General features: G+C 55.1%; 27 protein-coding genes. 19 read left to right on the top strand and 8 right to left on the bottom strand.

The window, feature by feature from the left end; genetic code table 11:
• The first annotated feature begins 13 nt into the window (after positions 1 to 13).
• The 19 genes from nifD (at position 14) to GOC95_RS10905 (ending at position 16,627) form a co-directional block, all read left to right on the top strand.
• A complete protein-coding gene (nifD, locus tag GOC95_RS10995; RefSeq protein ID WP_275357086.1) occupies positions 14 to 1,471 on the top strand; it encodes a nitrogenase molybdenum-iron protein alpha chain in 1,458 nt (485 codons plus the stop codon).
• A 14-nt stretch (positions 1,472 to 1,485) separates the two neighbouring features.
• Entirely contained in the window at positions 1,486 to 3,045 is a 1,560-nt protein-coding gene (gene nifK, locus GOC95_RS10990; RefSeq protein ID WP_275357085.1) for a nitrogenase molybdenum-iron protein subunit beta, read from the top strand.
• A gap of 354 nt (positions 3,046 to 3,399) precedes the next feature.
• Complete coding sequence (gene nifV / locus GOC95_RS10985) at positions 3,400 to 4,542, top strand: homocitrate synthase (protein ID WP_275357084.1); 1,143 nt, start codon at positions 3,400 to 3,402, stop codon at positions 4,540 to 4,542.
• Complete coding sequence (gene cysE, locus GOC95_RS10980) at positions 4,539 to 5,288, top strand: serine O-acetyltransferase (protein WP_275357083.1); 750 nt, start codon at positions 4,539 to 4,541, stop codon at positions 5,286 to 5,288. Before nifV ends, cysE begins: the two co-directional genes overlap by 4 nt.
• A 31-nt stretch (positions 5,289 to 5,319) precedes the next feature.
• Positions 5,320 to 5,655, top strand: coding sequence for a nitrogenase-stabilizing/protective protein NifW (locus GOC95_RS10975; RefSeq protein WP_275357082.1), 336 nt, complete (start codon positions 5,320 to 5,322; stop codon positions 5,653 to 5,655).
• 157 nt (positions 5,656 to 5,812) lie between these two features.
• On the top strand, positions 5,813 to 6,658 hold the full coding sequence (locus tag GOC95_RS10970) for an electron transfer flavoprotein subunit beta/FixA family protein (protein WP_275357081.1): 846 nt from the start codon (positions 5,813 to 5,815) through the stop codon (positions 6,656 to 6,658).
• Between the two features lie 34 nt (positions 6,659 to 6,692).
• Positions 6,693 to 7,784, top strand: coding sequence for an electron transfer flavoprotein subunit alpha/FixB family protein (locus GOC95_RS10965; protein WP_275357080.1), 1,092 nt, complete (start codon positions 6,693 to 6,695; stop codon positions 7,782 to 7,784).
• 2 nt (positions 7,785 to 7,786) lie between these two features.
• Positions 7,787 to 9,085 carry an FAD-dependent oxidoreductase gene (locus GOC95_RS10960; RefSeq protein ID WP_275357079.1) on the top strand — a complete coding sequence of 433 codons (1,299 nt, stop codon included), beginning with the start codon at positions 7,787 to 7,789 and terminating at the stop codon, positions 9,083 to 9,085.
• Positions 9,082 to 9,375, top strand: a complete 294-nt coding sequence (locus GOC95_RS10955; protein WP_194747302.1) for a ferredoxin family protein — start codon at positions 9,082 to 9,084, stop codon at positions 9,373 to 9,375. Before GOC95_RS10960 ends, GOC95_RS10955 begins: the two co-directional genes overlap by 4 nt.
• Positions 9,376 to 9,411: 36 nt before the next feature.
• Positions 9,412 to 9,735 (top strand): (2Fe-2S) ferredoxin domain-containing protein, encoded by a 324-nt coding sequence (locus tag GOC95_RS10950; protein ID WP_194747301.1) that lies wholly within the window; start codon positions 9,412 to 9,414, stop codon positions 9,733 to 9,735.
• 103 nt (positions 9,736 to 9,838) lie between these two features.
• Complete coding sequence (locus tag GOC95_RS10945) at positions 9,839 to 10,306, top strand: hypothetical protein (protein WP_275357078.1); 468 nt, start codon at positions 9,839 to 9,841, stop codon at positions 10,304 to 10,306.
• Positions 10,303 to 10,662, top strand: a complete 360-nt coding sequence (locus tag GOC95_RS10940; protein WP_275357077.1) for a hypothetical protein — start codon at positions 10,303 to 10,305, stop codon at positions 10,660 to 10,662. The genes GOC95_RS10945 and GOC95_RS10940 overlap by 4 nt, the downstream gene beginning before the upstream one ends.
• Before the next feature lie 4 nt (positions 10,663 to 10,666).
• Positions 10,667 to 11,119 carry a hypothetical protein gene (locus tag GOC95_RS10935; RefSeq protein WP_275357076.1) on the top strand — a complete coding sequence of 151 codons (453 nt, stop codon included), beginning with the start codon at positions 10,667 to 10,669 and terminating at the stop codon, positions 11,117 to 11,119.
• Between the two features lie 123 nt (positions 11,120 to 11,242).
• Complete coding sequence (locus GOC95_RS10930) at positions 11,243 to 12,070, top strand: TOBE domain-containing protein (RefSeq protein ID WP_275357075.1); 828 nt, start codon at positions 11,243 to 11,245, stop codon at positions 12,068 to 12,070.
• Between the two features lie 66 nt (positions 12,071 to 12,136).
• Positions 12,137 to 13,666: a porin gene (locus GOC95_RS10925; RefSeq protein WP_275357074.1), complete on the top strand. Its 1,530-nt coding sequence runs from the start codon at positions 12,137 to 12,139 to the stop codon at positions 13,664 to 13,666.
• Between the two features lie 24 nt (positions 13,667 to 13,690).
• On the top strand, positions 13,691 to 14,449 hold the full coding sequence (modA, locus tag GOC95_RS10920) for a molybdate ABC transporter substrate-binding protein (protein ID WP_275357073.1): 759 nt from the start codon (positions 13,691 to 13,693) through the stop codon (positions 14,447 to 14,449).
• 20 nt (positions 14,450 to 14,469) lie between these two features.
• Positions 14,470 to 15,147 carry a molybdate ABC transporter permease subunit gene (gene modB / locus GOC95_RS10915; protein WP_228518670.1) on the top strand — a complete coding sequence of 226 codons (678 nt, stop codon included), beginning with the start codon at positions 14,470 to 14,472 and terminating at the stop codon, positions 15,145 to 15,147.
• Between the two features lies 1 nt (position 15,148).
• Positions 15,149 to 16,219: a molybdenum ABC transporter ATP-binding protein gene (modC, locus tag GOC95_RS10910; RefSeq protein ID WP_275357072.1), complete on the top strand. Its 1,071-nt coding sequence runs from the start codon at positions 15,149 to 15,151 to the stop codon at positions 16,217 to 16,219.
• 66 nt (positions 16,220 to 16,285) lie between these two features.
• Entirely contained in the window at positions 16,286 to 16,627 is a 342-nt protein-coding gene (locus GOC95_RS10905) for a hypothetical protein (RefSeq protein ID WP_275357071.1), read from the top strand.
• A 10-nt stretch (positions 16,628 to 16,637) separates the two neighbouring features.
• Here GOC95_RS10905 and GOC95_RS10900 read toward each other — a convergent pair whose 3' ends face one another.
• The 8 genes from GOC95_RS10900 to nifN form a co-directional block, all read right to left on the bottom strand.
• Positions 16,638 to 17,066 (bottom strand): TOBE domain-containing protein, encoded by a 429-nt coding sequence (locus GOC95_RS10900; protein WP_275357070.1) that lies wholly within the window; start codon positions 17,064 to 17,066, stop codon positions 16,638 to 16,640.
• Positions 17,067 to 17,167: 101 nt separating this feature from the next.
• Positions 17,168 to 17,512, bottom strand: coding sequence for a thiosulfate sulfurtransferase GlpE (locus tag GOC95_RS10895; RefSeq protein ID WP_275357069.1), 345 nt, complete (start codon positions 17,510 to 17,512; stop codon positions 17,168 to 17,170).
• A gap of 3 nt (positions 17,513 to 17,515) precedes the next feature.
• Positions 17,516 to 17,911: a nitrogen fixation protein NifQ gene (locus tag GOC95_RS10890; protein ID WP_275357068.1), complete on the bottom strand. Its 396-nt coding sequence runs from the start codon at positions 17,909 to 17,911 to the stop codon at positions 17,516 to 17,518.
• 11 nt (positions 17,912 to 17,922) lie between these two features.
• Complete coding sequence (fdxB, locus tag GOC95_RS10885; protein ID WP_194747292.1) at positions 17,923 to 18,219, bottom strand: ferredoxin III, nif-specific; 297 nt, start codon at positions 18,217 to 18,219, stop codon at positions 17,923 to 17,925.
• Positions 18,220 to 18,228: 9 nt separating this feature from the next.
• The gene (locus GOC95_RS10880; RefSeq protein WP_194747291.1) at positions 18,229 to 18,441 is read right to left on the bottom strand and encodes a CCE_0567 family metalloprotein; all 213 of its coding nucleotides are present in this window, start codon (positions 18,439 to 18,441) and stop codon (positions 18,229 to 18,231) included.
• A gap of 9 nt (positions 18,442 to 18,450) precedes the next feature.
• Positions 18,451 to 18,924, bottom strand: a complete 474-nt coding sequence (locus GOC95_RS10875) for a NifX-associated nitrogen fixation protein (protein ID WP_275357067.1) — start codon at positions 18,922 to 18,924, stop codon at positions 18,451 to 18,453.
• 212 nt (positions 18,925 to 19,136) lie between these two features.
• Positions 19,137 to 19,547, bottom strand: coding sequence for a nitrogen fixation protein NifX (gene nifX / locus GOC95_RS10870; protein ID WP_275357066.1), 411 nt, complete (start codon positions 19,545 to 19,547; stop codon positions 19,137 to 19,139).
• 22 nt (positions 19,548 to 19,569) lie between these two features.
• On the bottom strand, positions 19,570 to 20,994 hold the full coding sequence (gene nifN / locus GOC95_RS10865; protein WP_275357065.1) for a nitrogenase iron-molybdenum cofactor biosynthesis protein NifN: 1,425 nt from the start codon (positions 20,992 to 20,994) through the stop codon (positions 19,570 to 19,572).
• Positions 20,995 to 20,999 lie beyond the last annotated feature (5 nt).

The raw sequence follows: 20,999 nt of genomic DNA, 5'->3' as shown, positions 1-20,999 counted from the left end.
ATAGGAGACAACGATGAGTGCGACTGCTGAAACAAAAGTCAACGGCGCCGAGCTGATTCAGGAGGTGTTAAAAGCCTATCCTGAAAAGTCCGCCAAAAAACGTGCAAAACATTTGAATGTGTATGAAGAAGGCAAATCCGAGTGTGATGTGAAATCCAACATCAAATCACTGCCAGGGGTAATGACCATCCGTGGTTGTGCCTACGCCGGTTCCAAAGGCGTGGTATGGGGCCCGATTAAAGACATGGTGCATATCTCGCATGGCCCGGTCGGTTGCGGCCAGTATTCCTGGGCGTCACGCCGTAACTACTACATCGGTACCACCGGTATCGACACCTTCGGCACCATGCAGTTTACCTCTGACTTCCAGGAAAAAGACATCGTGTTTGGCGGTGACAAAAAGCTGGAAAAAATCATTGACGAAATTCAGGTATTGTTCCCCCTCAACAAGGGGATTACCGTGCAGTCCGAGTGCCCGATTGGTCTGATTGGCGACGACATCGAAGCCGTGTCCAAGAAAAAAGCCAAAGAGTACGAAGGCAAGGTGATTGTGCCTGTACGTTGCGAAGGCTTCCGTGGCGTGTCGCAATCGCTGGGTCACCACATTGCCAACGACGCCGTGCGCGACTTTGTGTTTGACAAAACCGACCCTGACAAAAACAAATTCGAGTCCAGCCCGTATGACGTGGCCATTATTGGTGACTACAACATCGGTGGCGATGCCTGGTCCAGCCGCATCCTGCTCGAAGAAATGGGCCTGCGCGTGATCGCCCAATGGTCCGGTGACGGCTCGATTGCCGAGCTGGAAAACACGCCCAAGGCCAAGCTCAACATCCTGCACTGCTACCGCTCGATGAACTACATCAGCCGCCACATGGAAGAGAAGTACGGGATTCCATGGGTAGAGTACAACTTTTTTGGCCCGTCCAAAATCGAAGAATCCCTGCGCAAGATTGCCAGCTTCTTTGATGACAGTATCAAGGAGAAAACAGAGCAGGTCATTGCCAAATACAAGGCACTGACCGATGCCGTGATTGCCAAGTACAAACCACGCCTGCAAGGCAAAAAAGTCATGCTGTTTGTCGGTGGCCTGCGTCCCCGTCACGTGATTGGTGCCTATGAGGATTTGGGCATGGAAGTGGTGGGTACCGGCTACGAGTTTGGCCACAACGATGACTATCAGCGTACCACTCACTATGTTAAGGACGGCACCCTGATCTATGACGATGTGACCGGCTACGAGTTTGAGAAGTTTGTGGAAGCCGTGCAACCAGATCTGGTCGGTTCCGGCATCAAGGAAAAATACGTGTTCCAGAAAATGGGCGTGCCTTTCCGTCAAATGCACAGCTGGGATTATTCCGGCCCTTACCACGGCTATGACGGCTTTGCGATTTTTGCCCGTGACATGGACATGGCGATTAACAACCCGGTATGGGGCTTGACCAAAGCGCCATGGCAACAAGCGGCTTAAGAGGAGAACTGAACATGAGCCAGAATGCTGATAAGGTTTTAGACCATTTTGAACTGTTTCGCGAACCCGAATATACGGAAATGTTCGCCAACAAGAAAAAGAATTTTGAATTTGCCGTGCCTGCCGATGAAGTGAAAAAGCAGGTCGAATACGCCAAAACGCAAGAGTACAAAGAGAAAAACTTTGCCCGCGAAGCGTTGACCGTGAACCCGGCAAAAGCATGCCAGCCACTCGGGGCCGTATTTGCTGCGAATGGTTTTGAAGGGACATTGCCCTTTGTGCACGGCTCACAAGGCTGCGTGGCATACTACCGCTCGCACTTCAGCCGTCACTTTAAAGAGCCGACTTCCTGCGTGTCTTCATCGATGACTGAAGATGCGGCGGTATTTGGTGGTTTGAACAATATGATTGATGGTTTGGCCAACTCGTATAGTTTGTACAAACCAAAAATGATTGCGGTTTCTACCACCTGCATGGCCGAGGTGATTGGCGATGACCTGAATGCCTTTATCAAGACCTCACGCGAAAAAGGCTCCATCCCGGCTGACTACGATGTGCCGTTTGCCCACACGCCAGCGTTTGTCGGCAGCCATATCACCGGCTACGATAACGCGCTCAAAGGCATCCTCAACTACTTCTGGGATGGCAAAGCCGGTACCGTGCCTGCGCTGGAGCGCAAGCCTAATGACAGCATCAACTTTATCGGCGGGTTTGACGGCTATGTGGTCGGCAACAACCGTGAAGTGAAACGCATGTTCAACGAGTTTGGCATCACCCCAACCATGCTGTGCGATCCGTCCGACGCCTGGGATACGCCGACCGATGGCGAGTTCCGCATGTATGATGGCGGCACCACACTGGAAGACACTGCCAACGCGATTCATGCCAAAGGCACCATCGTCATGCAGTCCATCTGCGCCGAAAAAACGGCCGACTATATCCAGAGCAAAGGCCAGGAAGTGGTCAAGCTGCATCACCCGGTAGGCGTGAAAGGCACGGATGAGTTTCTGATGGCTATTTCCAAACTGTCAGGTAAGCCTATTCCTGCCAGCCTGACCAAAGAGCGTGGCCGTCTGGTGGATGCCATTGCCGACTCGAGTGCCCATATCCACGGCAAGAAATTTGCCCTGTATGGTGACCCTGACCTCATGCTTGGCCTGACCGGTTTTCTGCTGGAACTGGGTGCTGAGCCAACCACGGTACTCTCCACCAATGGTGACGATGCCTGGGCGGCCAAGATACAAGCCCTGTTTGATGCCAGCCCATTTGGCAAAAACTGCAAGGTCTATCCGAAGAAAGACCTGTGGCACATGCGCTCCCTGTTATTTACCGAGCCTGTCGACTTCCTGATCGGCAATACCTACGGTAAATATCTGGACCGTGACACCGGTATCCCGCTGATCCGGTTGGGTTTCCCGATTTTTGATCGCCACCATAAACACCGCTATCCGGTGTGGGGCTATCAAGGTGCCCTCAACGTGCTGGTCACTATCCTGGACAAGATCTTTGACCAGATGGACATCAGCACCAATGGCATCGCCACCACCGATTACAGCTTCGATATTATCCGCTAGCCTGTGATTGAATGCGTACCGGGTAGGGCACTCCGATGTCTGGCCCGGTAGCAATGTAGTCCTCTGTCTCTTCCCCCACTTTACAATGATCGATTGTTGAGTGTTTAAGCCTCCCGGTTGGGAGGCTTTTTTTATGCGGAGGCACTGACCATCGGTGTGCATGCCGGTTCCACATCAGTCGATGGACTGGCACCCAGACATTCACGACATAACTCATCCCTTTGTCGCAAACCTTACAATCAAAATAGTCAACAAAAATATTGTTAACTCATTGTTTTTAAATGGATATAAAAGCCATACATAGCTTGGCACAGCCTGTGCTATCTCTAGGATAATACATGCGGAGATGTCACGATGCGACAAAGCAAGCCAGTCATCAACGATACCACCTTGCGTGATGGGGAGCAGACAGCCGGGGTAGCGTTTAGCCGTACCGAGAAATTACAGATTGCGATGGCTTTGGCCGAATTGGGTGTACCAGAGCTGGAGGTCGGCATCCCGGCCATGGGCGAGGCGGAAATTGCCGATATACGCGCGATTGCGGCGTTGCAATTGCCGACCAGGCTAATGGTCTGGGGGCGCATGACCGAGGGCGATCTGCTGGCGTGTTTGCGGACCGGGGTGCGGCATGTGAATTTGTCGTTGCCGGTGTCTGATTTGCATATCGAGTGCAAGTTGCGGCGTGACCGGTCGTGGGTGTTGCAGCAGGTGGAACACGTGGTATCGCAGGCGCGCAAGGAGGGCTTGCAGGTGTCGGTGGGCGGGGAAGATGCTTCCCGCGCAGACCCGCAGTTTTTGCAGCAGGTGGTAGCAGTAGCAGAACAGGCAGGCGCTTGTCGTTTTCGCTATGCCGATACCCTGGGCATTCTTGACCCGTTTACCACGTATGAGCGCATTGCGGCCTTGCGAGCGATGACGGCGCTGGACATCGAAATGCATGCGCATGATGACCTCGGGCTGGCCACCGCCAATGCACTGGCGGCGGTTCGTGCCGGGGCCAGCCATGTCAATACCACAGTCAACGGCTTGGGTGAGCGTGCGGGCAATACGCCGCTCGAAGAAGTGGTGACCGCCTTGTGGCGAGTCCACGGTCTGGACCTGGGACTGGATATGCATGCCTTTCCAGAGATTTCGCAGCTGGTGGCTCAGGCGTCGGGGCTGGCGGTGGCCCCCAACAAAAGCATCGTTGGGGCGGCAGTGTTTACCCATGAGTCTGGTATGCATGTCGATGGCCTGCTTAAAGACCCGGCTACCTATGAAGGCTTTGACCCGGCAGCAGTCGGGCGCGAGCGGCATTTGGTGCTGGGCAAGCATTCCGGTAGTCATAGCGTGCGCCATGTCTATGCGCAATTGGGCATCTGTTTGCAGTCAGACGACACTGACTGGTTGTTACAGCGCATCCGCCAGTTTGCCGTGATGGCCAAACGCAGTCCTGCAATGGAAGAGCTCAAGCATTTTTATCTGGAAGGTCAGTCCAGGCCGGGGAGAATGTCATGAATGCAGGCGCACCCACACTTTCATTCTTTGGTTTGCTGCGTGAAGACCTCGCGTGCGTGTTTGAACGCGATCCGGCGGCGCGTCACTGGCTGGAGGTCTTGCTGACCTATCCCGGGTTGCATGCCACCTTGCTGCATCGTATTTCGCATGGCTTGTGGCGGCGCGGCTGGCGCTTTGCAGCGCGCTGGTTGAGTTATGTCACACGCATGTTCACGCAAATTGATATCCATCCCGGTGCTTGCATAGGTCGCCGCTTTTTTATCGATCATGGCTGTGGCGTGGTCATTGGCGAAACGGCCGTGATTGGCAACGATGTCACGCTGTATCACGGCGTGACTCTGGGCGGCGTATCGTGGAATCCCGGCAAGCGGCATCCAACGTTATGTGACGGGGTCATGGTGGGCGCAGGCGCCAAAATCCTGGGGCCGGTGGTGGTGGGTGCCGAGGTGCGGGTGGGCGCCAACTCGGTAGTGATACAGGATATTCCGGCAAGAATGACCGTGGTTGGCATCCCCGGCCGCGTGGTGCTGCCTGACAATGCCCGCCGCCAGCCACAGCAAGGCATAGACCTCGACCACCATTTGATGCCAGACCCGGTAGGCAAGGCGGTCAGTGCCTTGCTTGACCGTATAGACCAACTGGAACGCACGCTGGCCGTGATGCGCGAAGGTCAGCGTGCCGAGTCCGAAGCGCTTGTAGAACGCAGTGTGGCCGAAGCCCGCTCGCGCAAACGCCTGGATTCCTGAAATTTAACCAAGATTTTTCCTGGAGAGCCTTATGAGTGCCTTGTTATCCCGTATGCAAACGTTTTCTGCTGCTGAAGAGTTTTTTGAGTTTCTTGATGTGGCGTATGACCCGCAAGTGGTACACGTCAACCGCCTGCATATCCTCAAGCGCTTTCAACAATATCTGGCGCGTGAACAGGTGGATTCATCCCAACCGGAAAGCGTGCAGCTGGCTGCTTACCAGCGCTTGCTGCAAACCGCCTATGAGGACTTCGTACACTCCAATGCCGCCACCGAAAAAGTGTTCAAGGTATTCCAGGAGGCTGACGGCAGTAAAACCTTCAATCTCAACAGTTTGCGCCAGACATTGCCCTCACAGCGTGCCTGATTTGTCGGCTTTGCGACAAATTGTATGGTAGTGATATTTATTTATAAGTCACTGAATAATATATGAAAAATATTTTTTGACGGCGTGGCATGGTTGTTGCAATAGCCTATATAACAGGGCGCAAGCGAGTGCCCCGATAGCAGAGGAAGGAAGCGTTATGCATATTGTGGTTTGTATCAAACAGGTGCCAGACAGCGCGCAAATACGGGTGCATCCGGTGACCAACACCATTATGCGGCAGGGCGTGCCGACCATTGTGAACCCGTATGATTTGTACGCGCTGGAAGAAGCGTTGCGGCTGAAAGATGAATATGGTGCCCGTGTCACCGTGCTGACTATGGGGCCACCGATGGCCGAGGCGGCCTTGCGCAAGGCGATTTCTTATGGCGCAGACGATGCCGTGCTGGTGACCGACCGTATTTTTGCCGGGTCTGACACCTTGGCCACCAGCTATGCGCTGGCTGCGGCCATCCAGCAGATCAGCAAAGATATTCCTGTTGATTTGGTGTTTACCGGCAAGCAGACCATTGATGGCGATACTGCGCAAGTCGGCCCCGGCGTCGCAAAACGGCTGGAGATGCAGTTGCTCACCTATGTTTCAAAAATCCGTTCCCTGGATACTGACAAGCAGGAAATCGTGGTCGAGCGGCGTTCTGAGGGCGGCGTGCAGGTGCTCAAAACCAAAATCCCCAGCCTGATTACCGTGCTCGAAGGCAATAACGAAATGCGTTTTGCCACCATGGCCAATATGTTCCGTGCTGCCCGTTATCCGGTCAAAATCTGGAACAAAGACGCCGCCGGGATTGAAGACCCGACCAAAACCGGCCTGAAAGGCTCGCCTACCGTGGTTTCCAAAGTGTTTGCACCGACACCACGCGCGACCAAGGCCGAGATCATTCAATGCGAAAGCAACGAGCCCAAAGACCTGAGCGTGACCTTGCTCGCCAAAATGTTTACCAAGTTTCCCAACATCGAGAAAGAGCTGCTGAAGCGGTCGGCTTGAATAGATCCAGGGAGCATGAAGTAAAGGAATCCATATGAGTGAAGAAACCAAAAAACCGGCACCGGCAGGCAAGAAGAAATTTGAGCTTGATGAGCGTCTGAAAGCGTATAAAGGCGTCTGGGTGTTTATTGAACATGAGCGCGGCGCCATACATCCCGTTTCGCTGGAATTATTGGGCGAAGGCCGCAAACTGGCCGATATGCTGGGTGTGGAATTGGCAGGCGTGGTGATGGGTCCTCCCGGAGAGACCACTCGCAGTTTTTGCCAGGAGGCCTTTTACCATGGCGCAGACCTGTGCTACCTGATTGAAGACCCGCTGCTGCAAGATTATCGTAACGAGCCTTATACCAAAGGGCTGACCGATCTGGTCAACAAATACCAGCCTGAAATCTTGTTCCTTGGTGCAACCACATTGGGCCGCGATTTGGCAGGCAGTGTCGCCACCACGCTCAAAACTGGCCTCACTGCTGACTGTACCGAGCTCAATATCGACCTCGACGTGCGCAGCCTGCTGGCGAGTCGCCCAACCTTTGGCGGCTCCTTGCTGTGTACCATTCAGACCCTGAATTATCGGCCGCAAATGGCCACGGTGCGGCCACGTGTGATGGCGATGCCAGAGCGCGACGCGACGCGCAATGGCCGCATCATTGAAGACACCCTGGGCATGATAGAAAGCAGCATCATTACCAAAGTGCTGGAGTTTATCCCGGACGAGATGCAAGACAAACCGCAACTGCCATTTGCCGACATTATCGTCGCTGGTGGTCGCGGCATGAAAAAGCCGGAAAACTTCAAACTGATCTGGGAGCTGGCGCAAGTGCTGGGCGCAGAAGTCGGCGCCACTCGCCCCGTGGTGCAAGCGGGCTGGGTCGAGCTAGACCGTCAGGTCGGCCAATCTGGCAAAACCGTGCGCCCAAAACTCTATATCGCGGTGGGCATTTCCGGTGCCATCCAGCACCGCGTGGGCATGGATGCCTCGGATGTGATTATCGCCATCAACAACGACCCCAATGCGCCGATTTTTGACTTTGCTCACTATGGCATTGTCGGCAACGCCATGACCATATTACCGGCGCTGACCGAGGCATTTAAGGCACACCTGGCAACTGCAAGAAAGGCAGGCTAAGCATGAGTGAAAAATTTGATGTGATCATTGTGGGCGCGGGCCCGTCTGGCAACGCCGCCGCCTTGCGTCTGGCACAGGCCGGACTCAGCGTATTGCAATTGGAACGTGGTGAAAGCTCAGGCTCGAAAAACGTACAAGGTGCGATTTTGTATTCGGATGCATTGGAAAAACTGATTCCTGACTTCAGGGAGGATGCGCCACTGGAGCGGCATATCATCGAACAGCGCATGTGGGTGCTGGATGACGACTCCTACATGGGTTCGCACTACCGCTCGGACAGCTTTAACAAGCCGCCCTATAACCGCTACACCATGATACGTTCGCAGTTTGACAAGTGGTTTTCCGAGCGCGTGCAAAAGGCCGGGGCGCTGGTCATATGCGAAACCACGGTGACCGAACTGCTGCTGGATGGCCAGCGTGTCATCGGTGTACGCACGGACCGTCAGGGCGGTGAGATTTATGCCGATGCGGTGATACTGGCCGATGGGGTGAACTCCTACCTGGCGAAAAAAGCCGGCTTTCACCCCGAGCTGCATCCCAAGGATGTGGCGCTGGCGGTCAAGGAAATCCACTTTATGCCAACCGAGCTTATCGAGCAGCGCTTTAACGTCAAGGGCGAAGAGGGCGTGGTCATCGAGATGGCGGGCAAAATCACCAAGGGCATGATGGGGACGGGTTTTCTCTATACCAACCGCGAGTCGGTGACCATCGGCGTCGGTTGTATGCTGTCCGACTTCAAAGCCCAGCAAATCACCCCTTATGCCTTGCTGGAGCAAATGAAAGCGCATCCGGCCATCCAGCCGCTGATTGAAGGCGGCGAGATGAAAGAATATACCGCGCACCTGATTCCAGAAGGCGGCTACAACGCCATGCCGGATTTGTTTGGCGATGGCTGGCTCATCGTTGGCGACGCTGGCATGTTTGTTAACGCCGTGCACCGCGAAGGTTCCAATCTGGCCATGACCACCGGCATGGTGGCGGCGGATACCTTGATTGCCTTGCGTGCCGAGGGCCTGCCCTTCAGCAAGGCCAACCTCAAGCGCTACGAGGCCACGCTCAACGACAGCTTTGTCATGAAAGACCTGAAAAAATACAAGGACATGCCGGCAATCTTCCACAAAAATCCGCAGTTCTTTAATGACTATCCCGAGTTGTTGTCCAAAGCCGCCCACACCATGCTGACTGTGGATGGGGTGGATAAAAAATCTAAAGAAAAGCAGATACGCCACAGCTTCCGTCAACGCCGCTCACTGATGGGCCTGATGGGAGATGCGTTCAAGTTATGGAGGGCTTTTGAATGAGTATTGTCGTCAAGGTTGAAGAGAAACTGTTCCAGAACCGCTACAAGGTGGACAGCGGCAAGCCGCATATCGAGATCAAGGATGCTGACGTCTGCCGCCATTGTGACAGCCATGCCTGTACCGTGTGTTGCCCCGCTGGCTGCTGGACCATGGAAGGTAACGGAAATGTCACCGTGATCAGTGATGGCTGCCTGGAATGTGGCACCTGCCGCATTATCTGTAACGAGCACCGCAATGTGGCCTGGGAATATCCGCGTGGTGGCTACGGCATCCTGTTCAAGTTCGGCTAATCCCCTTTTTTGTATTGCATTGTTGGAGACATCCCCATGAGTAAACCCGCCAGACAAGTGTTTGTATGTAACCAGGCCAGACCACCGGGCCACCCGCGTGGCTCGTGCCAGGGACGGGGCAGCAATGATATTTTGCAGGCGTTCTGGCAACAGGTGCAGACGCGCAATCTGTGGGAGCAGTTTTCGGTGACGTTTAGCGGCTGCCAGGGCCCCTGTGACAGTGGCCCGCATGTGCTGGTCTACCCGGAAAGCGTGATGTACGGTGGTGTGAGCAAAGACGACGTGACCGAAATCATAGACAAGCACCTGTTGGCAGGCGAAGTGGTCGAGCGCCTGAAAGTGCCGGACAGCGTGTGGTAGGGGACGCTGACAGATGCGAGGCCAGTGTTTGAACCAGCATGCGCTGCATGGTCTGTGATGTGATGAAAGCCTGAGATGAGAGACACCCCATGAGAGGTCAGCCATGAATGGTATCGTCGCCCACGAAGACTTGCCGCCACCGATTGCCGGGTATCTGGCCGCGGCAGCCACCACCCACGATTGGCGTGAGGCAGAGTCGCTGCTATTGCGCGCGCATCAGGTCTCGCCCGACTGTCTGCATGTGTATTACACGCTCTACAAACTGTATGCCGTACGTAATCGCCTGGGTGATGCCGAGCGTGCTGTACACATGGCGCTGGACGCCGCAGCCAGACAGGCGCACATCAATAGCCACTGGCAATCACTGACCGCACAAAGCTGTGACTGGACGCAAGTCGATTCGCCGCAACACTTTTACCTGTTTAGCCTCAAGGCCTTTGCCTATATCCGCCTGCGCCAGCAGCGTCTGCCAGAAGTGCGGCAAATCCTGACCAAACTGCAAGAGATAGACCCGCAAGACAGCGTGGGGGCCTCGGTCATTCAGGCCTATGCCGATGGGGTGCCGCTATGAGTCTGGCCAGCGCCACCATGCTTAACCTCATGCAGCAATCCTGCGAGGCAGTGCTGACCCTTACCGAGGAAGTTGCTCCCGAGGATTTTTTCAGCAGCCAGCTCACCCAGGCGGAAACCCTGCGCCACCTGCGCATCATTGCCGAAAATGTAGACCGGCTGCCGATGGAAAACAAAACGGCCATGTCTGAAATCGACTGGGCAGGCTGGAATGTCCTGCTGTCACAAGTTCGTTCATCGGGCGGCTTCGAGCGAGATGCCATCTGGTTTGCCATCCGCGCCATGGTGCCAGCGACCCTGATGTGGCTGCGCGTGTTCAGGCAGCAGCAACCGGCGCTGTTCAGTATGACCGTATAAGCGAATGATGATGCTACCTGCCACCAACCTACTGCCGCAACGTGTGATTGTCTGTCATTTTGATAATTACAGCACTGCACTGCTGTTCGTGCGCTGGCCCCATGGCGGGTTGTTGGCACCGGCTGCCTTGCCCGTCAGTGCCAGCGTATTAGCAGAGCCTGACCAGCCGTTGCGCCAGCCCCTCACGGCAGCACAAGGGGTAGAAATCGTCAAAACCCTGAATGTGCCTGCTGACACACTGCAATACCAGCATGATTTTACGGCCTGGGTCACCACTGATGAAGGTCCATTACGCATTCATCTTTGTCGTTACATGACACCGGATGCGCCCAAGTCCGAAATCGCCTTATTTGGCGGTGAGTTCAGGCATATGAGTGCCTTGCGTAGCGCTGACAGGCAGGAGTTATTGTTATTGCGACAGGTGTTTGACTGGTTTATGCGAGGTGAAGGGCAGTAACTGGCAGTTTTTCCGGTGTCTATCATGGCAGCTGGCACAAAAACTGCATAGTCTTGCCTATCGCTATATAATCTACTTTATAGCGTAGCAAATGTGACAAACATGACAAAGGCAGACAGAAAGATGACAACGCAGATGACGCAGACCATGCAGGTAAGTGGCTCACTGGTACTGGGACCGGAAGGCAGTGATGGCCAGGCTGGCTTGCTGACAGACCGTCGCCTGGCACTGCTGGAGCATATCGGTAGCTGCGGCTCTATCTCGCAGGCGGCCAAACTGGCAGGACTCAGTTACAAGGGGGCCTGGGATGCGGTGGATGCCATGAACAGTTTGTTTGGCGACGCACTGGTGCAGACTACCACAGGTGGCAAGGGTGGGGGCGGGGCGCAATTGACTGAAGCCGGCATCCGTGTCGTGGATGCCAGTCGCGTGTTAAGGCGTGAGCACCAGAGATTTTTACAGGCGGCCAGTGATGGCATCGCTGATTTTGACAACATTTATACATGGATGCGGAGGCTGACAGTGAAAACCAGTGCGAGAAACCAGTTTTTTGGCAAGGTGGTGGCAATCAAGCAGGCGCAGGTCAATGTTGAAGTGACCCTGCAATTGACTGGCGGCGACCAGATACACGCTGTCATTACCCATGATGGCTTGAATGAGCTGGGCTTGCAGGTAGGCAGCGAGGCTTGGGCACTGGTCAAGGCCAGCTGGGTGATCCTCGCCAGTCCTGAAGCCGCGACTGGCCTGAGTGCACGCAACAAACTGGGCGGCGAGGTGACTCGCATACATCAGGGTGGTGTCAATGCCGAAGTCAGCCTACGTTGCGCCGGTGGTAATGTGATCACCGCGACCGTGACCAATGACAGTGTGGCCGAACTGCAACTGGCCGCTGGTAAAACGATGGTAGCCGTCTTTAAAGCCAGCAGTGTAATTTTAGGGGTGAGCGAGTAGTTTTTTCTCTATCGCTATATATCTTGCTTTATATCGAGTCTTTGAATACATCAGGGAGCGCTTTACATGAAAAAAGTATCCATACTGGTCAGTCTGGCCTGGCTGGGGATGCCAACCAGCCAGGCGTGGGCAGATGCTGAAACCGATGCCCGCATCGCGCAATTGCAGCACATGCTGGAAGTACAACAAACACAAATGCAACAGATGGCAGATGCATTGAAGTTGCTCCAGGCACGGTTAGAAAAACCGGCGGAAACCAGAGGGGTAGCGAGCGATGACAAACAGGTCTTGCGTGATCAGCAGTGGAAGATGGACGCGATGGCCGATGAAATCAAGGCGCTACAATCTGCCCGTGGCAAATCGAGTGGCCAGCCAGTGTACGCCAACTTTAAAAATGGCCTGAGTTTTGAAGATGGTAGTGGCGCCTGGAAACTGGGCCTTAATGGCCGCGTGCAAGCCGACTACCGCAGTTTCTCTCCGGATATTGCAGCCGCAGATACCTTCAACATTCGTCGCGCCCGGCTGGGTGCTAATGTGGCGATGAAGGATTTTGCGGCAAGACTGGAAGCCGAATATAGCGGTACGGCCAATAATGGCAGTGTCGGCCTGACCTATGCGCACGTCGACTACCTGCATTTTAACGGATTCAAATTACGCGCAGGTCAGTTCAAGCCGTTTTATGGACTTGAGCGTGCCATGAATGCCAACTTTACAGATTTTCAGGAACGGGCAGGCACGGACTATCTGCTGGGTGCCACTTTTGACCGCGGCGTGATGGTGTTTGGCGAACCTGTGCCAGGGTTGTTCTATAACGCCTCATGGACCGATGGTAAAGGCGTTAACACAGCCACTGCCAATGGTGATGAAACCGATGCCAAATATGACAACAAGGATGCGCTGGTACGTGTGGTCGGCAATATTGCCCAGTTTGCCGACTGGAAAGACAGTGTTCTGCATGTTGGTGGCTTTTATGCCAGGGGCCAACAGGAACCTGGCAGCGTGCCAACCCTGAATGTACTGACCGAAGGCCGCGGATACACCGTATTTTCTACGAGTGAAGGTTTTACGCGCGCAGTTGACCGTACGCGTGAGGGTTATGAACTTGGGCTGGCACACGGTCCGGTCAAGCTACAGGCAGAACATATACGCGAAAATTTTGATGGCACCGGGTTTGATCGTGACCTGACCGCATGGTATGCCAGCCTCAACTGGCTGGTGAGCGGTGAAACCTTTACCAGCACCTATAAAGATGGCATGTTTGGCCGCTTGCGTCCCAAACAGGATTTTGTCTGGGGGGGCGAGGGCTGGGGCGCGTTGCAACTTGGGGCACGTTACAGCAAGTTTGATGGCGGTGATTTTGTTAGCACTAATGCTACCGGAACTGGCAAGTTGGCAAGTGGCCGTAGCAACGCGTTTGATGCCTGGACGATAGGCGCCAACTGGGTGCTGACGCCCTATGTGCGTGTGATTGCCAACTATGTGCACACCCATTTTGATACCCCGGTGACCACCACAGCCACCGTCTCAGGTAGCAGCAAAACGTATACGCTGGATCATGAAGACGCCGTCACCATGCGTGCCCAATTCGATTTCTAACTTTTATTCAGACAAGGAGATCCCATGCGATCACTCAAACAACTGCTGATAGCCAGTGTGCTGGCAGTTTCCATGCAGGTCCAGGCTGCCGAGCCCTTTACTGTGGCCATTGCGGCCAACCTCAAATACGTGTTCGATGACCTGGCCGCCGAGTTTAAACAGGAAACCGGAATCGAGGCACAAAGCGTGCTCAACGCTTCTGGCAAAATTGCCACCCAGGTACGCCAGGGCGCGCCCTTTGATGTATTCATGTCTGCCGATATGGAGTTTCCCGAGGGCTTGTATAAAGAAGGCTTTGCCGTGACCGCGCCCAAACCCTACGCCTACGGGTTGCTGGTGCTATGGTCACAAACCGGGGCCGATTTAAGCAAGGGCGTGGCCGGGCTGACGGATGCGGCTATTGGCAAAGTGGCCATTGCCAATCCAAAGTTGGCACCGTTTGGCAAACAGGCACTCAAGGCCATGGAGTTCTACAAGGTGAAAGTGGCGCTGGAACCCAAACTGGTCTATGGCGAGAGCATTACCCAGGTAAGCCAGTACGTGGATAGCAAAGCGGTAGATGTTGGCTTCAGTGCCAAGTCGATTGTCGTTGCACCGGAGACTACAGGCAAGGGTAAATGGGTGGCTGTGCCAGAAGAGAGTTATGAGCCGATTGCGCAGGGCGTGGTCATCCTCAAGCATGGCATAGATAACAATGCGGATGCCGCCCGCAAGTTTTACGGGTTCGTGCAGTCGGAAAAGGCGCGTGCCATCTTTGCAAAAAACGGTTATAAATTGCCCTGAGGCATCACACAGGAAACATCATGTTAAGCATCGAGGATATACAGACCATTTGGCTGACCATCAAGCTGGCCAGTCTGGTCACCCTGCTATTGCTCATCATAGGCACGCCCGTCGCCTGGTGGCTGGTACGCAGCCGCGTCTGGTGGAAAGGGCTGGTGGCCTCGGTCGTGGCCTTGCCGCTGGTGCTGCCACCTTCAGTGTTGGGGTTCTACCTGTTGCTGGCGATGGGACCACAAGGCCCGCTGGGTAAGCTGACACAGGCCACTGGTCTGGGCAGTTTACCGTTTACTTTCTGGGGGCTGGTACTGGCCTCGGTGTTATATTCCCTGCCGTTTATGGTGCAACCCTTGCACACCGCGTTTGAGGCTATCGGTGAGCGGCCGCTGGAGGTAGCAGCAACCTTGCGTGCTTCGCCACTGGATACGTTTTTCAGTGTGGTGGTGCCGATGTCCTGGCCGGGGTTTCTGACGGCAGCCATGCTCACCTTTGCCCACACGGTAGGCGAGTTTGGGGTGGTACTCATGATAGGGGGCAATGTGCCGGGACAAACCCGCGTCGCTTCGGTACAGATTTATGATCATGTGGAAGCCCTGGAATATAGTCAGGCGCATACACTGGCCGCGGTCATGCTGCTGTTTTCGTTTTTGGTGTTGCTGGCGCTGCATGTGTGGCGCACGCAACCGAACAGGGGTTACTGACATGGGCGAGATACAGGCACGTTTTCATCTGGCCAGGCCAAGCTTTACTCTGGATGTAGACCTCACCCTGCCCGGGCGCGGCATCACCGTCCTGTTTGGCCCTTCCGGTTCAGGCAAAACCACGCTATTGCGCTGTATTGCCGGGCTGGAGCAACCCAGGGAGGGCTATCTGCGCTTTCACGGCGAGCGCTGGCAGGAGGGTGCGTATTGCCTGCCTACACATCGCCGTCCCATCGGCTATGTGTTTCAAGAGGCCAGCCTGTTTCCACACCTGACGGTGCTGGAAAACCTGCGTTTTGGCCTCAGGCGCAATACGCAGGCGCGGCCAGCAGATCTGGAGGCAGCCATCGCCTTGCTGGAATTGACGCCGCTACTGGGTAGAAACCCGGCACATTTGTCCGGGGGGGAGCGACAACGGGTGGCCATGGCGCGGGCCTTAGCAGTAAGGCCGCGGCTCCTATTGATGGATGAGCCGCTGGCTGCCCTGGATTATGCGCGCAAACAGGAAATCTTGCCCTATCTGGAGCGCCTGCATGACAATCTGGATATTCCATTGCTGTATGTCAGCCATGCCCATGACGAAGTAGCACGCCTGGCTGACCATATCGTTATGCTGCAAGCGGGCAGAGTGCTGGCACAAGGGCCATTGCTGGAGACGCTGGCGCAACTGGATACTCCGATCCGCCTGGGGGAGGACAGCGGCGTGGTCCTGCAGGCGCAAGTCAGCGAACTTGACCAGGAATGGCATCTGATGCGGCTGGCATTTGACGGTGGCAGCGTCTGGACCAGGCAGAGAGACCTGCCGCTGGGGCGTCAGCTGCGGGTACATATTCAGGCCCGTGATGTCAGTGTGGCCATCCGGCCACAAACCGATAGCAGTATCCAGAACCAGTTGCAGGGTGTGGTCGATGCCATGGCCATAGACACGCATCCCGGTGTCATGCTGATCCGTGTCAAGGTGGGAGCTTCGGTGCTGATTGCCAGACTCACTAAACGCTCGGCGTCGACCCTGGGCATCACTGTCGGTCAGTCAGTCTGGCTACAGGTCAAATCGGTGGCACTGATGGAGTAGGCGCGTTTCGCGCCATGCACGACGCATCCGCATCTTGAATGTGCAAGAAAGGAAAGGAGTCCACTCATGATAGAACAACTCTATGCCAATTTGTCTGTGGCTGAACAACAGCGAGTGATTCGCGCCGAGCGTTTTGAAAGGCACGATGAACCCTCACTGCAAGCTACCAAGATCCATGGCTACGCCGCCGACGGGGGTAAGTGTTTTTATTACCACAGTTTTGTCTTGTCGGAAGAGGGCTTTGATATCGATGAGTTTCCGCTACGCATCGATGTCTATTACGAACGGGTGATGGCCTGGCGTCTGAAAGACGGTGGCTGGTTAAAAACTACCACCATCTCTGATCAACTGGATGCTTGCCAGCCACGCTTTCATACCCGGCCAGCGGAATGGGTGGCCAGCCTCTGAGGGTAAACGCCTAGCTGGCAACTGCCAGTATCACCGCAGAGGCTTTGAATACCACGCTGGCACTGGCGCCCTGACTGAGTCCAAGTTCACGTGCGGCTTCATGGGTAATGCTGGCAAACACGGTATTGCCGCCTGGTAAATCGAGTTTGACTTCGGCACTGACCGGCCCGCTGATCACCTGTGCCACCACGCCGCGCAGCACGTTACGTGCGCTCAGGGCATAGCCCTCGCTCTCTGTCATCACCATCATGGAAGAGGCTTTGACCAGGGCCAGCACCGATTTGCCACTGGTCAGGCCCAGACTGTGTGCACTGCTGTGGGTGACCATGGCCACTAGCGTGTCGCCATTGCCGAGGGCAATTTCGATTTCGGTATGTACGCTGCCAGGGTGTACGGCAGTGATGTTTCCCTGGAACTGGTTACGTGCGCTGATTTTCATGACGATATTTTCCTGATCGGGTTGAGATACCATTAGTGTATGCAAGCGCGCTGTAAAACATCAACCGCAGCGTCGAGCCTGCGGCTGTCAACGCTGCTATATTACGCAGCGTGAGCCAGCTTTTCCGGCAGCGCCTGCACCAGTGGTGCCAATGCTTCATAGCCGCCATCCACGCTGTAGACTTCCTTGTAGCGGAAGTCGTCAAACATCTGCGCAAACACCTTGCTGGCATTGCCGTGATAGCAATAAATCATCACCGGGATATTGCGTGGCAGGCTGCGCAATATCTGTTCCAGCTTGTACTCGGACAGCTGGTCGGCCCCTGGCAGATGGCCACTCTGGTAACTGTGCATATCTCGGGTATCAAACAGCGCGATTTCCGCAAAGCGTTCCGGGTTACTCAACATTTCGGCGGCTTGTGCCGCAGCAATGGTTTGCCAAGTCATAGCTTACTCCTCTGGTCCAAAACATAATTCATAATCCACACAGACACCGCAACTGGGTGACTTGCATATCAATACGTTTTCCTGCTCGCACAGTTGCCGGTAAAAGAACTTTTTCCACTTCATGTCGCTGCTGTTTTTGGCCACCAGCGCCGGGAAATAGTCGCGCATCAGTTGCGACAGTTCGGCGCGGCTGGACAGTTTGAGGTCTTGCCACAAATGGTTGGCGCCGCTGCAGCAGGTGCCAGCAATCAATCTTGCCAGTGCATAGGTGTTCATGTTTTGATCCAGCGCATGTGCCATCAATAATGCAATCAAATCCTCAAACTCGTCCCAGCCATGGCCAGATGAGGCCAGGGAACTTGCTACAACAGCACTGGGCGGGGAGAGGCTCTGTTGCATACGGGTTACCCTCAGGCCGGGGCGTGGGTATAGCACTTTTTCGGACAAATTTTGGCGCAGGCCTCGCAGCCCACGCAGTTTTCCGGATGGGCGATGGTCATGACTTTCTTTTCATACTCATCATCCTCATCGTCGCCCAGCGTCATGGCGATGCGGTCACCGTCTTCAGTAATGCCCACCAGCTCCAGCACATCACGGCCACAGACACGAAAGCAGCGGCCACAGCCTATGCATTTTTCCTCGGCAATGTGGTCGGCAAATTGCGGCGTCCACTCCACGCCGCTGGGTAAAGTTACACTGAAAGCCATGGTTTGCTCCTAGCCACCCGCTGCGGTCAGCCTTTTACGGGCGTCGGTCAATTGTTGATAAGCCTTGAAGGTTTTCTCGGCCACTTCCGGAATTTTTTCCCAGCCGGTCGGCAAGTCTTCGGACAAGTCATGCAAGTCCATTTTGAGCTGGGTGGCCTGGGCATTGAGTTTTTTCACCTCGGCCTTGATGGAGTCTACGTCGCTTGTTTCTATCTCACTCATGGCGCACTCCTAACCGTAATTCACCACTTCGGGAAACTTTTGTATCATGTCCACCGCGGCCTGCACCAGCTTCTGGCCTTCGGCGGCCAGCTTGTCCATGGTTTCAAAACCAAAGCGGTGCACATCGCGCAGATGCTTGTTCACTACCACCAGGCGGCCTGCAGTCAGCAACATCTTGCCAAAGCCCTCGTGATGCATCTTCATCATGGGCGAGACCATGACGCCGGTTTCCCGCTCCACCGCCAGGCCCACCGCGTTATAAAACAATTCCAGACGCCACAAGGTTTCCGGGTCGGGGTCGCCGATAATTGGCATCTCGCGGCGCTGCTCCTTACTAATGATATAAGGCGCCAGCAAGGTCGCATTATCCTTGCCTTCCCATGCGCCATGGGTGTCTTGCGCCCGCCATTGCTTAATCAGTTCGATCACAAATGGCGAGGTCCAGGGATCACTCGCTACTGGCGCTTCAGCGACTGCTGTCATGTTTTTCTCCTATAAATAAATATTGCTTACCGCATTAACACGCAAACGCCTTCGGTTTTCTCTGAGCACTCCGTGTCCTTGGTGGCTCAAAATGAATTTAAAAGCTTTAATTAGCCACAGAGCGCACAGAGGTCACAGAGAAATTCTTAGTTTGCTGAATGCACTTGCTGCTCTGTGTTCTCGGCGTCTCTGTGGTAAATAGCCTTTAAAACCTATACCGTTTCTTCTTCCTCATCAAAATCGACCGTTGTGGCCTGGTCTTTAAGCAGGGCTTTGCGTAACCAGGGGGGTGGGGTGCCTTTGAGCACATCCTGCAATTTGCCCAGAATTTCGTCTATCGGTTCATCAGCGGTGACCTTGACCGGGTGTATCTTGTGCGCCACCACACGGGCAGCGGCGGAGCCACCGATGGCCGCCACATACAGCAGCGCACAGTCCTTGATGACTTCCAGCTTGGGTGCCAGCTTGTCTTCGTTGCCGTCTTCTTTTAAGTCGCCATCAAACGGCACCGAGTGTAAAAACGTCCAGTTTTCCGGCGTCAGCTCATAAATGGCCAGGTGCTTGGCCCAGCCAAAGTGGGCGTCGACCCGTTTTAAATCCTGTGTGGCAAATGCGACTTTCATGTGGGGGTTCCTTTACGCGGGGTTAACTGAAATGCACAGTGCTTTCTAAATGCATGTCGCTTGCGCTGTGGCAACTGCCAGCAGGCGTACAACTGTTGCAGCCAGTGGCGGCACCAGCCTCGCTTGCTGGTGCGGGATACCAGTGATCAGGGGCTGGTTCATGGCTCTGTGCCAGAAAGGTGTTGGCCAGTTCAAATGCCAGATCACGCGTGCCCCGGTAGCCCACGCTAATTTTGTGTGCGGCGCCGATACGGTCAAAAGTCGGAATGCCGATACGGATAAAAGGCAGATGCAGGCGCTCGGCCAGTTGCCTGCCGTGCGAGTGGGTGAGCAGCAGGTCACAGCCTTGTGCCAGCACTTCCAGATCTTCCAGATCACCGATTTGCACCTGTTCTATAGGCAGTTGCGCCAATAACGGCGAGTGAGTGGTGGTCACCGCGCGCAAGTCACAGCCCATCTCTAGCAAAAACTGGCCGTAGCTCCACAACATGTCGGGTTCGGCACCGATAGCGACGGTTTTGCCGCCGGTATAAAAATGCGCATCCAGCATGGCGTCCTGACACTGGCTGCGCTGGCGGCGCAGTTTCATCGGCACGGGGGTGCCGGTGAGTTCGGACAGGCATTGCACAAAGTCATCACTGGCGGCCAGTCCGGTCAGCCGCTCAAACAGACGGTAGGGGACGCCACATTGGGCTTCCAGCGCCTGCGCTGCCGGGCGCATCTGCTCGCCGATAGCGAGCGTATAGCGTGCCGTGCCCAAGGTCTGTAACTGCTCCAGCGTGGTGCCGCCCAAGGTAGTCGGTGTAAAGTCGTCCGGTATATGGCCATCCAGCGAGCCAGAAATATCGGGCACTATCACCGCCTCCAGCCCGAACAGTTCGACAATGTCGCGAATTTCCTGCAAGTCGCCCGGTGTTAAATGGCTGCCAGCCAGCACATTGACGCGGCGCGCATGGCGCACGCTCACAGGCTGTGCAAAGTGCTGCACTATTTTCAGCACCGCCTTGCTCCAGCCATCCTGAAACGCGCCCACGTAGTCAGGCGTCGATACATACAGGATATGCATGTCAGCAAGCTCGGGGTGTTTTTGCGCAATCAGCTTGAGATAGGCATCCACATCATCGCCCTTGGTTTCGGTCAGCCCGGTAGAGGCGATGCCGAGGATGGAGGGCTGGTTGCGTTTCCAGATATTGACGATGGTCTGCTCGATATTGTCCATGCCACCAAGGATGGTGGTGACCTCGCTCATGGCCGTGGTTTGCATGGGGATCATTTCGCGGAAATGCCGCACAAACAATACCAGCCCGAATGAAGTACAGCCCTGCGAACCATGCAGGGTAGGCAGGCAGTGCTGCAAGCCCATAAAGGCCAGCGCCGCCCCGATGGGTGCGCTCATCTTGAGCGGGTTGACGCTACAGGCTTTACCGGGGTTGAGTACTTGTGCCATGGTCT

Source organism: Methylophilus sp. YYY-1, from assembly GCF_029132825.1.
In the GTDB taxonomy this organism is placed as follows: domain Bacteria; phylum Pseudomonadota; class Gammaproteobacteria; order Burkholderiales; family Methylophilaceae; genus Methylophilus; species Methylophilus glucosoxydans.
This window is presented reverse-complemented; position numbering and strand designations above follow the sequence as displayed.

Coding starts and splice junctions, on each gene's coding strand:
- nifD (WP_275357086.1), top strand. CDS start 14: ATGAGTGCGACTGCTGAAACAAAAGTCAACGGCGCCGAGCTGATTCAG.
- nifK (WP_275357085.1), top strand. CDS start 1,486: ATGAGCCAGAATGCTGATAAGGTTTTAGACCATTTTGAACTGTTTCGC.
- nifV (WP_275357084.1), top strand. CDS start 3,400: ATGCGACAAAGCAAGCCAGTCATCAACGATACCACCTTGCGTGATGGG.
- cysE (WP_275357083.1), top strand. CDS start 4,539: ATGAATGCAGGCGCACCCACACTTTCATTCTTTGGTTTGCTGCGTGAA.
- GOC95_RS10975 (WP_275357082.1), top strand. CDS start 5,320: ATGAGTGCCTTGTTATCCCGTATGCAAACGTTTTCTGCTGCTGAAGAG.
- GOC95_RS10970 (WP_275357081.1), top strand. CDS start 5,813: ATGCATATTGTGGTTTGTATCAAACAGGTGCCAGACAGCGCGCAAATA.
- GOC95_RS10965 (WP_275357080.1), top strand. CDS start 6,693: ATGAGTGAAGAAACCAAAAAACCGGCACCGGCAGGCAAGAAGAAATTT.
- GOC95_RS10960 (WP_275357079.1), top strand. CDS start 7,787: ATGAGTGAAAAATTTGATGTGATCATTGTGGGCGCGGGCCCGTCTGGC.
- GOC95_RS10955 (WP_194747302.1), top strand. CDS start 9,082: ATGAGTATTGTCGTCAAGGTTGAAGAGAAACTGTTCCAGAACCGCTAC.
- GOC95_RS10950 (WP_194747301.1), top strand. CDS start 9,412: ATGAGTAAACCCGCCAGACAAGTGTTTGTATGTAACCAGGCCAGACCA.
- GOC95_RS10945 (WP_275357078.1), top strand. CDS start 9,839: ATGAATGGTATCGTCGCCCACGAAGACTTGCCGCCACCGATTGCCGGG.
- GOC95_RS10940 (WP_275357077.1), top strand. CDS start 10,303: ATGAGTCTGGCCAGCGCCACCATGCTTAACCTCATGCAGCAATCCTGC.
- GOC95_RS10935 (WP_275357076.1), top strand. CDS start 10,667: ATGATGATGCTACCTGCCACCAACCTACTGCCGCAACGTGTGATTGTC.
- GOC95_RS10930 (WP_275357075.1), top strand. CDS start 11,243: ATGACAACGCAGATGACGCAGACCATGCAGGTAAGTGGCTCACTGGTA.
- GOC95_RS10925 (WP_275357074.1), top strand. CDS start 12,137: ATGAAAAAAGTATCCATACTGGTCAGTCTGGCCTGGCTGGGGATGCCA.
- modA (WP_275357073.1), top strand. CDS start 13,691: ATGCGATCACTCAAACAACTGCTGATAGCCAGTGTGCTGGCAGTTTCC.
- modB (WP_228518670.1), top strand. CDS start 14,470: ATGTTAAGCATCGAGGATATACAGACCATTTGGCTGACCATCAAGCTG.
- modC (WP_275357072.1), top strand. CDS start 15,149: ATGGGCGAGATACAGGCACGTTTTCATCTGGCCAGGCCAAGCTTTACT.
- GOC95_RS10905 (WP_275357071.1), top strand. CDS start 16,286: ATGATAGAACAACTCTATGCCAATTTGTCTGTGGCTGAACAACAGCGA.
- GOC95_RS10900 (WP_275357070.1), bottom strand. CDS start 17,066: ATGAAAATCAGCGCACGTAACCAGTTCCAGGGAAACATCACTGCCGTA.
- GOC95_RS10895 (WP_275357069.1), bottom strand. CDS start 17,512: ATGACTTGGCAAACCATTGCTGCGGCACAAGCCGCCGAAATGTTGAGT.
- GOC95_RS10890 (WP_275357068.1), bottom strand. CDS start 17,911: ATGCAACAGAGCCTCTCCCCGCCCAGTGCTGTTGTAGCAAGTTCCCTG.
- fdxB (WP_194747292.1), bottom strand. CDS start 18,219: ATGGCTTTCAGTGTAACTTTACCCAGCGGCGTGGAGTGGACGCCGCAA.
- GOC95_RS10880 (WP_194747291.1), bottom strand. CDS start 18,441: ATGAGTGAGATAGAAACAAGCGACGTAGACTCCATCAAGGCCGAGGTG.
- GOC95_RS10875 (WP_275357067.1), bottom strand. CDS start 18,924: ATGACAGCAGTCGCTGAAGCGCCAGTAGCGAGTGATCCCTGGACCTCG.
- nifX (WP_275357066.1), bottom strand. CDS start 19,547: ATGAAAGTCGCATTTGCCACACAGGATTTAAAACGGGTCGACGCCCAC.
- nifN (WP_275357065.1), bottom strand. CDS start 20,994: ATGGCACAAGTACTCAACCCCGGTAAAGCCTGTAGCGTCAACCCGCTC.